The following is a 14,068-nucleotide window of genomic DNA, read 5'->3' as shown; positions in this document are numbered from 1 at the left end:
CGAATCCGCGCCCGTCTCTGTAGACTCGTGGGCACTGTGACTTCCGGCACCCCCACCACACCCGAGACGCCCCGCGCAGTGCTGCGCCGTGATCTGAAGAATGCGGCGACCCCGCAGGCCCCGGCTCCCCGCCGCCGTGTTCGACGACGTCGCACGGCGCCCGCGGTGGCCAAGGCCGGATTCGCCGGTCTCGCCGTCCTCGGGCTGGCGGTCGCCTGCCTCAGCCCCCTCGGCGCCGTTCTGACGCCGGCTGCGAACGCGTCCGATTCCGCGCCGGTCACGCTGTACACGAGCGCGTTGGGCGATGCCCAGTCGGTCGAGGTGGCCTCCGAATCCACCGGGGCGGCGGCGATCGACCGCGAGAGCTATACGGCCTCGGTCAAGCCGAAGCCCGTCGAGACGAGCTCGAGCACCTCCGTGACGGCATCCGTCGCCTCCACCTTTGTGGCGCCGTCGGCCGGCACAGCGCAGGCCATCGCCTACAAGATGGTCAAGGCCCGCGGCTGGGGCGACAGCGAGTTCTCGTGCCTCGTCGCGCTGTGGAACCGTGAGTCCGGGTGGCGTGTGAACGCCGCGAACGCGAGCGGTGCCTACGGGATCCCGCAGGCGCTGCCCGGCAGCAAGATGGCCTCCGCCGGGGCCGACTGGGCGACGAACCCCGCCACGCAGATCACCTGGGGGCTCGGCTACATCACGTCGCGCTACAGCACGCCGTGCGGCGCGTGGGGGCACTCGCAGTCCACCGGCTGGTACTGACCCGATGCCGCGGTCGAACCGGCGGCGTCCCGAACCATCGCGCGGGGACTCCTTCGATGCCTTCGTCGCGGGGTTCAAGCGCACCGAGGTCCGTCGCGGCGTTGACTGGACGGTGCAGCCGCTCTCAGCTCGCCAGGCGCAGAAGCAGTACGTCTGTCCCGGCTGCGGCGGCACGATTGCGGTCGGTGTCGCGCACCTCGTCGTGTGGCGTGCGGATGGGATCCTGGGCGACGCCGCGGACCTCGCCGCCCGCCGTCATTGGCACACGCACTGCTGGAAGGTGTACTGAATGGAGATCCGTGGTGCGGTGCAGCTGCCCGCTCGGCGTGAAGACATCGAGCTGCACACCGATGACGGGCTCACCCTCGTGGGCGAGCTGGCGTCACCGGCAGAGCGCGATCCGGTGGCGACGCTGGTCACCCTGCACCCGCTGCCGACAGCCGGCGGCTTCATGGACTCCCACATCCTGCGCAAGGCCGCAGGGCGCCTGCCGGCACTCGCGGACATCGCCGTCCTGAGGTTCAACACGCGGGGGACCACGTCGCCGCGAGGGCGCAGCGAGGGCACATTCGGCGGCGCCGAGACCGAGCGCCATGACCTGGCCGCCGCCATGCGCTTCGTGGGGGAGCGCCGCCTGCCGCACCCCTGGCTGGTCGGATGGTCGTTCGGCACCGAGGTCGCCCTCAAGCACGGGCGCGCCTTCCCGGTCGAGGGCCTCATCCTGCTCTCGCCGCCGCTGCACCGGACCACGCAGGAGGAGCTCTCGGCGTGGGGCGACGATCCGCGCGCGGTGATCGCTCTGGTGCCCGAACACGACGACTATCTGCCGCCGGCGGATGCGGGTCCGCGCTTCGCGGCGCTGCCCCACGCGAGGATGATCGCGGTCGAGGGCGCGCGCCACCTCTGGGTGGGCGAGAACCAGACTCGCCGCGTGCTGAACGAGATCGTCGCGGTGGTCAACCCGGGCGCAGCGCCGTTGCCGACCGAATGGAACGGTCCCGAAGCCGGCTGAGTCAGCGCTCGTTCTGCCGGGGGATGATCACCTGACGGTAGATGATCAGCACGGCCGCCGCCACCGGGATCGCGATCAGCGCGCCGAGGAGCCCGAGAAGGGACCCGCCGGCGAGGGCCGCGACGACGACGACTCCGCCGGGCACCGACACGGCGCGGCTCATGATGCGCGGAGAGATCACATACGCCTCGAGCTGCATGTAGATCAGGTAGTAGATCGCGGCGATGAGTGCGGTCGTCGGCGCGCCGAGACCCGGGATGAGGCAGGTGAGCACGATGATCACGGATCCCGTGAGCGTGCCGACGAGGGGGATCAGTGAGAAGAAGAACGCGACGACCGCGAGCACGGCCGGAAACGGCGCGTGGATGATCGACAGGAAGATCGAGCTCAGGATGCCGTTGATCACGCCGAGCGTCACCTGGCCCATGACGTAATGGCCGACCGAATCGCTGATCTGCTCCGAGAGGTCGATGAAGCGCGCCCGGCGCGACGCCGGGACCAGCTGGTAGACCGCTGATTTCAGGGACGGGATGGATGCCGTGAAGTAGATGGTCAGGATGAGGACGATGAACGCGCCGGTCATCCCGGTGAGGAAGGCGATGCCCACCTTCAGCACGCCCTGGCCGATCGAACCGCTGATGCTCCCGAGGTTCTTCAGGACCCAGTCCTGCACGGTCTCGAACACCGTGTCGACCTGCAGCCCGGGGAAGGTGTTCTCGACCCACGTCTTGAAATTGCCGAGGGTGTTCGGGTCCTGCACGATCGTGGTGACCGACGCGACGAGCTGTGAGATCTGGTCGACGATGGTCGGCACCACGAGGAGCACGACGCCGGCGAACAGGGCGAGCACGGCGACGATCGTGATGAGCACCGCGGTCCAGCGCGGAAGACGGCGACGGACGAGGAAAGCGACGACCGGTTCGAGTCCGAGCGCCAGGAAGAGTGCCGTGCCGAGATAGAGCAGAATCGTGGAGAGCGTCTGGATGCTGCCGATCAGAAGGAGCCCGAGGCCGACCCCGAGCGTCGCCACGAGCGCCACGCGGAATGGGTTCTGGATCTTCACGGCTCTCCTTCGTCGTCGGCGATGTGTGCCAGACTACTGGGCGGTCCGCCAGGCGGGGACAACGACCCTCCCGGGACGCACACAGGTCGTGTTCGCTAGTCTGGAACGTCGAGTCATCGGCTGGGCGCACGTCCCGGCCGGGGAGGAACTATTCGTGCGATTCGTGTGGGCTGTGGCCGCCTTCGTGCTGGCCGCCGTGATGATCGCGAGCGGTGTGGCGCAGCGGACCATCTTCCAGGGGCCGAAGTCGGAGACATCCACGATCGACGTGTCCGACACGGCGTCGTACACCCTCATCGACGGAGCAGTGCTCGACCGCCTGCCCGGATCGCAGACGCTGCGCGCCGCCGCCGACGGCACTGTGTTCGCCGCCTACGGTTCGACGGCCGATCTGAAGGCGTGGCTGAGCGACACCGAGTACAACGCGGTGACCCTCGGCGCGGACGACAAGGTCAAGACGGCCGTCGTACCGCCGACGGCGGATGAGAACGGCAAGGTTCCGGATGCCGCGCACCGCGACCCCGCAGGGGCGGACCTCTGGCTCGACGAGTTCCAGCAGGACGACATCCTCATCGAGCACCTTCAGCTGCCCGACACGATGAGTGTCCTGCTCGCCACGGATGGAACCGACCCGGCTCCCGCCGACATCTCCGTCACCTGGGCGATCCACCGCTCGACGCCCTGGGCGGGTCCGCTCATCGTCGGCGGCGGCATCCTCATGCTCGTGGGCGTGTTCCTCTACATCCTCGGGATCCGCAGGATGCGTCGCTCGCGGGGTCCACGTCGAAAGGCCCTGCCTCCGCTGCCCGAGACCGAGCCGATCGATCTGGCCGTCGAGGCGGAGGGCAAGGGCGTGATCAGTGCGGGAACCCCCGCGAAGGCACCCACTCGGCGCCGTCGTGCGTTCCTCGCGCTGCCGCTCGTGGTCGTGTCGAGCCTGGCGTTCACCGGCTGCACCGCAGACGCGTGGCCCGAGTTCGGAGGCTCACCGACGCCCACCCCCACGGCGACGGTCGTGGACGCCGACGACGCGCAGGCCCCGGCGGTCACCGCGACGCAGGCGGACCGCATCCTCGGCCGCATCTCCACCGCTGTGAGCAAGGCCGATGAGAAGAAGGACGCGACGCTGGCGGCGACCCGGCTCACGGGCGCGCCTCTGGCCGAGCGCAAGACCAACTACACGCTTCGCAAGAAGATCTCCGATCAGGCGGCGCTCGACCCGCTGCCGGCCGGCGGGCTCAAGGTCGTGCTGCCGCAGGCGTACAACGGCTGGCCCCGCACCGTGCTCCTGGTCGCCGACGAGAAGAGCGGCGATGATGACACCGTCGCGTCGACGATGATGATGATCACCCAGGCCGATCCGTGGTCGGAGTACAAGGTCGCCTACACCGGTCGGCTGGAGGCCGACGCTCTGCCCGACGTCGCACCCGCCTACCTCGGCGCGGCGGCGGTCCAGCCGGACTCGTCGTTCCTCGTGATGCCGCCCAGCCAGATCGCCGCGGCATACGCCGATGTGATCGACAAGGGTGACAAGAGCAAGTACGCGGCCCTCTTCGCGACCGACGACGATCCGTTCCTGAAGGGCGTCGCCGAGAGCCGCAAGAAGCAGCTCGCAGAGTTCGAGAAGACCGCCAAGGACGAAGACTCGGGCAAGAAGACCGGCAAGATGTCGTTCTCCTCGGAGGCCGGCGCCGAGGACCCGCTGGCTCTCGCGACCCTGGAGAGCGGCGCGATCGTCGCGGTGAACGTCGACGAGGTGGAGACCGTCACGCCCACCAGCAAGGACTCGGTCATCAAGCTCACCAAGAACGACACGGTCAAGGCGCTCACCGGGGTGAAGGAATCGCAGTCCGGCTTCAACACGACGTACAGTGATCAGTTGTTCTTCTACGTTCCCGGAGTGGGCTCCACGGATGCCCAGATCCGGTTGCTCGGGTACTCGTCCAACATTCTCGGAGCCAAGGTGATCAGCCAATGAGCCAGCCCAACCCGGGCGCCGTCCTGCGCGGCGCCGTCGACCTGTCCTCGCTGCGCAACCGTCCCGCCGCGACGGCACCCGCCGCGGGCGACACCGGCGGAGAGGCCGGCACCCCGGCGTCCGGCGTGATCATCGATGTCACCGACGCGACGTTCCCGCAGGCGGCCGAGCTGTCCAAGACGGTTCCGGTCGTCTTCGACCTCTGGGCGGAGTGGTGCGGGCCGTGCAAGCAGCTCAGCCCGGTGCTGGAGAAGGTGGTCGCCGAGTTCGCCGGCCGGATCGTGCTCGCCAAGGTCGATGTGGACGCGAACCCCCAGCTCGCGCAGGCGTTCCGCGCCCAGTCCATCCCCATGGTGGTGGCCGTCCTGGCCGGGCAGGCCGTCCCGCTGTTCACGGGTGCGGTGCCCGAGGAGCAGGTGCGCGAGGTCTTCACTCAGCTGCTGCAGGTCGCGGCGCAGAACGGCGTGACGGGTAGCGTGCCGATGGGGCAGGATGCCCCGGCCGAAGAGCCGGCGGAGCCGCCGATGCCCCCGTTGCACGCCGAGGCGTTCGCCGCGATCGAGGAGGGCGACTACGCCCGCGCCATCACGGCCTACGAGCAGGCGCTGGCCGAGAGCCCCGCCGATGCCGAGGCCAAGGCGGGCCTCGGCCAGGTCCGGCTGCTGCAGCGTGTGCAGAACGCGAACGCCGAAACCGTGCGCACCGCGGCCGCGCAGGCGCCGACCGACATCGATGCCCAGCTCGCGGTCGCCGATCTCGACATCGCCGGCGGGCACGTCGACGACGCGTTCGCGCGCCTGCTCGACCTGTTCGCCCAACTGCCCGGCGACGACCGCACTGAGGTGCGTGAGCGGCTGCTCGAACTCTTCGAGCTCGTGGGCGAGGCGGACCCCCGTGTGGGTGCGGCGCGCCGCCGCCTCACCTCGCTGCTGTTCTAGCGCTGCTGTTCTCGTCAGTCCCTGTCGGGCACCAGCCAGAGCACGCCCAGCGGCGGCAGCGTCACTCGCGCACGCCCCTGCGCATCGGCGTCGACCGTCCCCATGTTCCCGACCCCTGAGCCGCCGTAGGCGACGGCGTCGGAGTTGAGCAGCTCGCGCCAGCGGCCCGGCCGCGGCAGGTCGAGCACCATGCCGTCGACGGGGTTGCCGCCGAAGTTGCACAGGGCCACCAGCATCCCGCCGTCTCTGTCTTCGCGCGAGAACGCCAGGACGTCGGGATGCCAGTCGGGCGCGCCCAGACGACGGAACGCGTCGGCGTCGCCGTCGCGCGCCCAGAGCGCCGGGGTGTCGCGGTAGGTGCGTCCGAGGGCGGCGACGAAGTCCTGCAGCTGACGATGACTCGGCTGATCGAGCAGCCACCAGTCCAGGCTGCGCGACTCGGACCACTCCGAGAGCTGGCCGAATTCCTGGCCCATGAACAGCAACTGCTTGCCGGGATGCGACCACATGTACGCCAGGAAGGCGCGCGCGTTCGCGAGTTTGCGCCAGTGGTCACCGGGCATCTTCGAGAGCAGGCTGCCCTTGCCGTGCACGACCTCGTCGTGGCTGATCGGCAGGACGAAGTTCTCGCTGAACGCGTAGACGAACGAGAACGACAGCTCGCCGGCGTGGTACGAGCGGTACATCGGGTCGCGCTCGACGTAGACGAGGGAGTCGTTCATCCATCCCATGTTCCACTTGAACCCGAATCCGAGGCCGCCCTGCGATGTCGGTGCCGTCACGCCGGCGTAACTGGTCGACTCCTCGGCGATCATCGCGATACCCGGGTGCAGCCGGTAGGCGGTGGCATTCGTCTCCTGCAGGAAGCGGATGGCCTCGAGGTTCTCCCTGCCGCCGTGAATGTTGGGCTCCCACTCGCCGTCCACCCGGGAGTAGTCGAGGTAGAGCATGGAGGCGACGGCGTCCACTCGCAACCCGTCGACGTGGAACTCGTCGAGCCAGTACAGCGCATTGGCCACCAGGAAGTTGCGCACCTCGTTGCGGCCGTAGTCGAAGATGTACGTGCCCCAGTCCCTGTGCTCGCCGCGTCGAGGATCGGGATGCTCGTACACCGGCCGTCCGTCGAACCGCCCGAGCGCGAACCCGTCCTTGGGGAAGTGGCCCGGCACCCAGTCGAGGAGCACGCCGATACCGGCCTGGTGCAGCCGATCGATGAGATGGCGCAGGTCGTCGGGCGTGCCGAACCGGCTGGTCGGCGCGTAATACCCGCTCACCTGATAGCCCCACGAGCCGCCGAACGGGTGCTCGGCCAGGGGAAGGAACTCGACGTGCGTGAACCCGAGCTCGTGCACGTGCGCGATGAGCGGGTCGGCGATGTCGCGATAGCCGAGTCCCGGGCGCCACGAGCCCATGTGCAGCTCGTAGACCGACATCGGCCGGTCGACCGGCTGAGCCGAGGCGCGCGCGCCCATCCAGTCCTCGTCCCGCCACGCGTAGGACGACGCGGTGACGACCGATCCGGTGGCCGGGGGAGTCTCGGCGAGGCGAGCGAGCGGATCGGCTTTGAGGATCCAGTCGCCGTCGGGCGTGAGGATCTCGTACTTGTACACCGTGCCGATGCCGACACCGGGCACGAACAGCTCCCAGATGCCGCTGGAGCCGAGGGTGCGCAGGGCATGGCCCGCGCCGTCCCAGCCGTTGAAGTCGCCCACCACCCGCACGGCCCGTGCGTCGGGCGCCCAGACGGCGAAGGCGGTGCCGGAGCTTCCGTCGGCGTCGCGCACATGGGCGCCCAGGACCTCCCACAGTCGCTCGTGCCGCCCCTCAGCGATCAGGTGCAGGTCGAACTCGCCGACCGTCGGCAGATGACGGTACGGGTCGTCGGCGGTGAAGTCGGGGCCGTCGGGGTAGGTCGTGACGAGCTCGTAGGCGTCCGCGCGGCCGTGCCGGGTGCCCTCCCAGATGCCCGACCGCACATGCGCCAGGGGAACCCGGTCGCCGTCGGCGAACACGGCGGTCACCGTCTCGGCCAGAGGGCGTCGCGCCCGCACCCGCCAGATCGGCCGGCCCGCGGCATCCCGCCCCTCATGGAGTCCGAGCACATCGTGCGGCGCATGGTGGGCGCCCGCGGCGACGCGGTCGAGGAGTTCGTCGGAGGTCATGACCGCCCTTTCACCTGCACGATGTGGACCGGCTCGGCGAACGCGTCGAGCCGGACGAAGTTGTGATCCGTCCACGTCCAGTCGGCACCCGTGACGAGGTCGCGCACCGCGTACTGCTCGCCCGGCGCGATGCCGAACAGCCGGGTGTCGAGGTGGATCGTCGTCTGCCGGACCGAGTGCGGATCGAGGTTGGCCACCACGATGATGGTGTCGTCCTCGCCGGTGCCGGTCAGCACGCCGTCGGCGTGCTTCACATAGACGAGGACCGCGTCGTCGTCGCTGTACTGCACCGTCAGATTGCGCAGCTGTCGCAGCGCCGGGTGCGCGGCACGAATGCCGTTGAGCAGGCGGAGGTACGGGGCGAGCGAGTCGCCGGAGGCCTCAGAGGCCGCCCAGTCGCGGAACTTGTACTCGTACTTCTCGTTGTCGATGTTCTCCTCCGAGCCCGGACGCGACACGTTCTCGTAGAGCTCGTACCCGGCGTACACGCCGTACAGCGGCGCTGCCGTCGCAGCGATGGCGGCACGGATGCGGTAGGCGGGCCGTCCGCCGAACTGCAGGTACTCGGTGAGGATGTCGGGAGTGTTCACGAACAGGTTCGGGCGGAAGACGTCGGCCGTCTCGTGACTGACGCCGGTCAGGAACTCCTCGAGCTCGGCCTTCGTGTTGCGCCAGGTGAAGTACGAGTAGCTCTGCTGGAAGCCGACGCGGGCCAGCGCCTGCATCGGATTCGGGCGCGTGAACGCCTCGGCGAGGAACACGACCTCGGGATGCCGCGCAGTGACCTCGCGGATGAGCCATTCCCAGAACCACAGCGGCTTCGTGTGCGGGTTGTCGACGCGGAAGATGTGCACGCCCTGTGCGATCCAGTGCAGGGCGATGCGCAGCACCTCGGCGCTCAGCCCGTCGGGGTCGTTGTCGAAGTTGATCGGGTAGATGTCCTGGTACTTCTTCGGCGGGTTCTCGGCGAAGGCGATGGTGCCGTCGGGCAGCGTGGTGAACCACTCCGGATGCGTCGTCACCCAGGGATGGTCGGGAGAGGCCTGCAGCGCCAGGTCGAGCGCGATCTCGAGCCCCTCGGAGCGCGCGTCGGCGACGAAGCCGCGGAAGTCGTCGAGCGTGCCCAGGTCGGGGTGGACGGCATCGTGGCCGCCGGCGGCGGCACCGATCGCCCACGGTGATCCCGGGTCGCCGGGGCCCGCGGTGAGCGAGTTGTTCGGGCCCTTGCGGTTGGTCACGCCGATCGGGTGGATCGGCGGCAGGTACACGACCTGGAAGCCCATGCCTGCGACCTCGGGCAGCCGTGCGGACGCGGTCGCGAACGTGCCGCTGTGCACGGTGCCGTCGCTCTCGCGGATCGCGCCCTCCGAGCGCGGGAAGAACTCGTACCAGGCACCCACGCCGGCGCGCTCGCGTTCGACGCGCAGCGGGAACGTCTCGCCGATCGTCGCCAGCGATGCCAGCGGGCGGTCGTGGAAGACGACGGCCAGGTCCGCATCGCGAACGATCTCGAGCGCCGTGGTCGGGTCGTCGGTCGCGGCGCCCAGCGCCTTGGCCCAGCGGCGCAGTGCGGTGCGCTGCCGGGCGGGGCGATCGGTCTCGGCCGCGGCGCGCGTGCACAGCTGCGCACCGAGCAGTGCCATGACCGCGACATCCACTCCCGCTGCGATCTTCAGCGCGGCCGCGTGCCGCCAGGTGGCGAAGTCGTCTGCATACGCCTCGAACCGGAAGGTCCAGTCGCCCTCGGCGAGCAGCGCGATCTCTGTGCGCCACGTGTCGAAGCCGTCCGCGAGCGGTGCGAGGCGATGCACCGAGGCGTCACCGGAGGGCGTGAACAGCCGCAGCTGGGCGCCGATCAGGTCATGCCCCTCACGGAACGCCACGACTTGGAAGGGAACGACCTCACCGGAGAAGGCCTTGGGGTGGAGCATCCCGACTCCCGGCAGGGTCGGTCGCGGATCCACAAGGGGGATGCGGCCTGTCGCGGTCGGGGTGTCGTGTGCGGGTGACGGCAGGGTCCGCACCGGAATCGCCGACCGGCTGCGCCAGGCGGGTGCGGTCTTCGTACGAGAGCGGGATGCCACGGGTCGAACCTATCGCGCACGCGGCGGCGGATCGAGCACCCGGCGGGTGCGGAAGACTGAGAGACGGACGATCGTGGAAGAAAGGCGCTCGATGAGCATCACGCGTGACCGCTTCGAGGAGGCACGACGGGACTGGGGCGTGGTGGGCAGCTGGGCCGTCTGGGCGGATGCCCGGCCCGGTCAGGGGGTGAAGGACGGCGTGGGAGAGATGTCGGTGCTCGACCCGGAACAGAACGAGCACCTGCTGGACACCCTGCAGCCCGAGGTCGTGATGCTGGGCATCAACGGATCGGGCGCGCCGATGCCCGTGCCGTTCAGCAACTTCCACGATCCGTCGCCACGGGCGAACCACTTCAAGCTGCGCCACGCGTACCGGGCGACGTTGTTCTGGGGCGCGTACCTGACCGACGCGTTCAAGGGCATCGAGTGCTACGGAGCGAAGCGCACGATCGCGTTCCTGCGCGCGCATCCGCTGGTCGTGCGCGATCAGCTGGCACGGCTCGACGACGAGCTCGCGGCGGTCGGGAGTGACGATCCTCTGGTCATCGTGTTCGGCGGCGATCTGTTCGCTCTGCTGCGCGAGCACTGGCATGACGGCGCACGGATGGTGAGGGTGCCGCACTACGCGCACTATCTCAGCAAGGAGGACTACCGCGCGCAGGCCCTTCGTGCGATCGACGAATACCTCGTCTCGCGGGGCTGAGGGCCCAGCCTTTGGGGGGCTCGCGCCGGCCCCGCCGACAAAGGGAAAAGGGCCCCTTTCGGGACCCTTTTCCATCTGTGCGCGAGGGGGGACTTGAACCCCCACGCCCTAATACGGGCACTAGCACCTCAAGCTAGCGCGTCTACCTATTCCGCCACCCGCGCAGGTGGTTTTCGGTTTCGCAACCGAGGAATGACATTATCACGTTCTGCGCGCCGGATCGAACCGCCGCGAACCCCGGGCGCGCCGATGACGCCCGGGGCAACAGGTAGCCTGGTCCTCATGCCCGACAACCGCGATGCGCCCGAACTCAGCGAGGTCGCCCGTATCGCGCGGGACCTCATCCGCATCGACACGACGAACCACGGCGGCGGACGTGCTGTCGGCGAGCGCGAGGCCGCGGAGTACGTGATCGCCTACCTCGAGGCGCTCGGTCTGCATCCCGAGGTCTACGAGCCCGTCGACCGCCGCACCAATCTCTCGGTGCGCATCCCTGGTCGCGACCGCACGCGGCCCGCACTCGTGCTGCACGGGCACCTCGATGTCGTGCCGGCGATCGCCGAGGACTGGAGCGTCGACCCCTTCGCCGGAGAGATCCGCGACGGCATGCTCTGGGGCCGCGGGGCCGTGGACATGAAGAACATGGACGCCATGATGCTCACAGCGGTCGCTGATCTGCTGCGCGGCGGAGAGCAGCCGGCGCGGGATGTCATCCTCACGTTCTTCGCCGATGAGGAGAACGGCGGCGTGCTCGGCTCGGCGCTCGTCGTCCGCGACCGGCCGGAGTGGTTCGACGGCGCCACCGAGGCGATCAGCGAGGTCGGCGGGTACTCGATCACGGTGGGCGGCACCCGTGCCTACCTGCTGCAGGTGGGGGAGAAGGGCCTGCTCTGGCTGCGGCTGCGTGCGCGGGGCCGCGCAGGCCACGGCAGCGGCTTCCACCCTGACAACGCCGTGACCCGCCTGGCCGAGGCCGTCGCGGCCGTGGGGCGCACGCAGTGGCCCGTGCGGCTGACCGAGACCACCCGCGCGCTGGTCGCACAGCTGTCGGAGCTGACGGGGGAGCCGGCCGAGGATCCGGACGCGCTGGCCGACCTCACCGGCCCCGCGGCGGGCTTCGTGCGGTCGACGTTGCGCACGACATCCAACCCCACCGGTCTCGAAGCCGGATACAAGCACAACGTGATCCCCGACACCGCCTCGGCGGCGATCGACGTACGCGTGCTCCCCGGCACGGAGCACGAGGTGCTCGCCGACATCCGCCGGATCGTCGGCGACGACATCGACGTGGAGGTCGTCACCCGTGACATCGGCCTGGAGACGGCCTTCGGCGGCGCGCTCGTCGAGGCGATGCTCGCCGCCCTCGATCGTGCCGATCCCGGCGCACCGGTGATGCCGTATCTGATGGGCGGCGGCACCGACAACAAGGCGCTCTCGCGCCTGGGCATCGCCGGCTACGGGTTCGCCCCGCTGCGCCTCCCCGCGGGCTTCGACTTCACCGGGCTCTTCCACGGCGTCGACGAGCGTGTGCCGCTCGACGCGCTCGACTTCGGCCGCGACGTGCTCGCCGATCTCCTCCGCACCTGCTGACACCGTCCGCCCTGCTCTCCTCCACCTCCCTTCCGACCGAAAGGCGTCCATGCACCTGATCGAGGCGATCTTCCTGGGTTTCGTCCAGGGCCTCACCGAGTTCCTGCCGATCTCGTCCAGCGCGCATCTCCGCATCGTCGGGGCGTTCCTGCCCGACGCCGGCGACCCCGGAGCGGCCTTCACCGCGATCACGCAGATCGGCACCGAGACCGCTGTCATCGTCTTCTTCTGGCGTGACATCGTGCGCATCATCGGGCACTGGTTCCGCGCGCTGTTCGGAAGGATTCCGCGCAACGACCCCGACGCGAAGATGGGCTGGCTGATCATCATCGGCACCATCCCGATCGTCGTGCTCGGGCTCCTCTTCCAGGACGCGATCGAGACGACGCTGCGATCGCTGTGGATCGTCGCGCTGAGCCTCATCGTCTTCGGCGTCATCCTCGGGATCGCGGACATGTACGCGAAGCAGCGTCGCTCGCTCGACGACCTGACCGTCGGGCACGGCGTCATCTACGGCTTCGCGCAGGCCCTCGCGCTCATCCCGGGCGTGTCACGCTCGGGCGGCACCATCACCGCCGGGCTGCTTCTCGGATACACACGCGAGGCTGCGGCGCGATACGCGTTCCTCCTGGCGATCCCGGCCGTGTTCGGCAGTGGACTGTTCGAGCTCGTCAAGACCGTGAAGTCGCCGACGCAGGAGGTCTTCACGATGGGCGAGACGGCGGCTGCCACCGTCGTGGCCTTCGTCGTGGGGCTGGCCGTGATCGCGTTCTTCATGAAGTGGATCTCCAAGCACAGCTTCCTGCCGTTCGTGGTCTACCGCGTCGCCATCGGCGCGACGATCATCGTCCTGCTGAGCATGGGCGTGATCGAGCCCTAACGACGGGGGTCGTCGCGGCCCGGCTTGCCCTCACCGCCGCGACGCAGGTACCGCTCGAACTCGCGGGCGATCGCGTCGCCGGAGGCCTCGGGCGAATCCCACGTGTCGCGGGCCTGCTCGAGCTGACGGATGTACTCGCTCATCTCGTCGTCCTCGGCGGCTGCGGCGTCGATCGTGGCCTCCCAGGTCGCGGCCTGCGCAGCGAGGTCTCCGCGGGGGACCGCGGTGCCGGTGATCTCCTCGAGCTTCTCCAGGAGCGCGAGGGTCGCCTTCGGTGACGGCGTGTGGCCCGCGACATAGTGCGGCACGCTGGCCCAGAGCCCGATGGTGGGGATGCCTGCCTCCTCGGCCGCCACGGACAGTGCGCTGAGGATGCCCACCGGTCCCTCATAGGAGGGCTTCTCGACTCCGAGGGCGGCGCGCAGCCGGTCGTTGTCGCTGCCCGCGAACACGGAGATCGGGCGCGTGTGCGGCACGTCGGACATCATCGATCCGAGGGCGACGAGACCCGTCACATCCTCGCGGAGCATGACATCCACGAGCTCGGCCGAGAACGCCTTCCAGGCGCGCGCCGGTTCGACCCCGGTCAGCAGCCAGAGCTGCGTGCCGCGCGGCCGTCCCGAGGGGCGGTAGACCGTGGCATCCGGCCACGTCAGCGTGCGCCGCCCGTCGGGCTCCGCATGCATCTCGGGTCGCGTGTACTGGTAGTCGAAGTAGAGCTCGGGGTCGACGGCGAACACGGGCTCGTAGGCGCCCGTCTCTTTGAGCAGCGCCGTCGCCGAGGTCGCCGCCTCGCCAGCGTCGTTCCAGCCGTCGAAGGCGACGACGAGTACCCGCCGGCCTAATCCGTCCACTCGTGCCCCTCCCACGATCGTTCCTCCTCCAGAATAGGCGCCGCCCGC

At 69.4% G+C, this 14,068-nt stretch carries 12 protein-coding genes and 1 tRNA gene; 8 read left to right on the top strand and 5 right to left on the bottom strand.

Features of this window, described 5'->3' with window-relative positions; translation table 11 throughout:
- Positions 1-36 precede the first annotated feature (36 nt).
- Genes ABMQ42_RS13640 through ABMQ42_RS13630 form a run of 3 tightly spaced genes read left to right on the top strand, consistent with a single transcriptional unit; the run spans position 37 to position 1,768 of the window.
- Positions 37-756, top strand: coding sequence for an aggregation-promoting factor C-terminal-like domain-containing protein (locus tag ABMQ42_RS13640; RefSeq protein ID WP_349723533.1), 720 nt, complete (start codon positions 37-39; stop codon positions 754-756).
- Positions 757-760: 4 nt separating this feature from the next.
- Positions 761-1,045 (top strand): Rv1322 family protein, encoded by a 285-nt coding sequence (locus ABMQ42_RS13635; protein WP_349723532.1) that lies wholly within the window; start codon positions 761-763, stop codon positions 1,043-1,045.
- Positions 1,046-1,768 (top strand): alpha/beta hydrolase, encoded by a 723-nt coding sequence (locus tag ABMQ42_RS13630; protein ID WP_349723531.1) that lies wholly within the window; start codon positions 1,046-1,048, stop codon positions 1,766-1,768. It abuts the gene before it with no gap.
- A 1-nt stretch (position 1,769) separates the two neighbouring features.
- On the opposite strand, the gene ABMQ42_RS13625 is transcribed toward ABMQ42_RS13630, so the two are convergent.
- The gene (locus tag ABMQ42_RS13625) at positions 1,770-2,831 is read right to left on the bottom strand and encodes an AI-2E family transporter (protein WP_349723530.1); all 1,062 of its coding nucleotides are present in this window, start codon (positions 2,829-2,831) and stop codon (positions 1,770-1,772) included.
- 154 nt (positions 2,832-2,985) lie between these two features.
- Here ABMQ42_RS13625 and ABMQ42_RS13620 point away from each other — a divergent pair, with 154 nt between their 5' ends.
- Entirely contained in the window at positions 2,986-4,809 is a 1,824-nt protein-coding gene (locus ABMQ42_RS13620) for a DUF8094 domain-containing protein (protein WP_349723529.1), read from the top strand.
- Entirely contained in the window at positions 4,806-5,747 is a 942-nt protein-coding gene (locus ABMQ42_RS13615; RefSeq protein WP_349723528.1) for a tetratricopeptide repeat protein, read from the top strand. The genes ABMQ42_RS13620 and ABMQ42_RS13615 overlap by 4 nt, the downstream gene beginning before the upstream one ends.
- A gap of 14 nt (positions 5,748-5,761) precedes the next feature.
- Here ABMQ42_RS13615 and glgB read toward each other — a convergent pair whose 3' ends face one another.
- Together glgB and ABMQ42_RS13605 are read right to left on the bottom strand one after the other, a co-directional pair.
- Entirely contained in the window at positions 5,762-7,909 is a 2,148-nt protein-coding gene (glgB, locus tag ABMQ42_RS13610; protein ID WP_349723527.1) for a 1,4-alpha-glucan branching protein GlgB, read from the bottom strand.
- Positions 7,906-9,993, bottom strand: a complete 2,088-nt coding sequence (locus ABMQ42_RS13605) for a maltotransferase domain-containing protein (RefSeq protein WP_349723526.1) — start codon at positions 9,991-9,993, stop codon at positions 7,906-7,908. Before ABMQ42_RS13605 ends, glgB begins: the two co-directional genes overlap by 4 nt.
- 91 nt (positions 9,994-10,084) lie before the next feature.
- On the opposite strand from ABMQ42_RS13605, the gene ABMQ42_RS13600 reads away from it, so the two are divergent.
- A complete protein-coding gene (locus ABMQ42_RS13600) occupies positions 10,085-10,696 on the top strand; it encodes a hypothetical protein (RefSeq protein ID WP_349723525.1) in 612 nt (203 codons plus the stop codon).
- Positions 10,697-10,774: 78 nt separating this feature from the next.
- Here the strand turns inward: ABMQ42_RS13600 and ABMQ42_RS13595 are convergent.
- Positions 10,775-10,860: transfer RNA gene (locus ABMQ42_RS13595), tRNA-Leu, on the bottom strand.
- A gap of 118 nt (positions 10,861-10,978) precedes the next feature.
- On the opposite strand from ABMQ42_RS13595, the gene ABMQ42_RS13590 reads away from it, so the two are divergent.
- Positions 10,979-12,286: a M20/M25/M40 family metallo-hydrolase gene (locus ABMQ42_RS13590; protein ID WP_349723524.1), complete on the top strand. Its 1,308-nt coding sequence runs from the start codon at positions 10,979-10,981 to the stop codon at positions 12,284-12,286.
- Between the two features lie 49 nt (positions 12,287-12,335).
- Positions 12,336-13,166, top strand: a complete 831-nt coding sequence (locus ABMQ42_RS13585; protein WP_349723523.1) for an undecaprenyl-diphosphate phosphatase — start codon at positions 12,336-12,338, stop codon at positions 13,164-13,166.
- On the opposite strand, the gene ABMQ42_RS13580 is transcribed toward ABMQ42_RS13585, so the two are convergent.
- Positions 13,163-14,020, bottom strand: a complete 858-nt coding sequence (locus ABMQ42_RS13580) for a proteasome assembly chaperone family protein (protein WP_349723522.1) — start codon at positions 14,018-14,020, stop codon at positions 13,163-13,165. The genes ABMQ42_RS13585 and ABMQ42_RS13580 overlap by 4 nt on opposite strands.
- Between the last annotated feature and the right edge of the window lie 48 nt (positions 14,021-14,068).

Origin of the sequence: Microbacterium sp. KR10-403 (assembly GCF_040196215.1) — a bacterium.
Taxonomy (GTDB): domain Bacteria; phylum Actinomycetota; class Actinomycetes; order Actinomycetales; family Microbacteriaceae; genus Microbacterium.
This window is presented reverse-complemented; position numbering and strand designations above follow the sequence as displayed.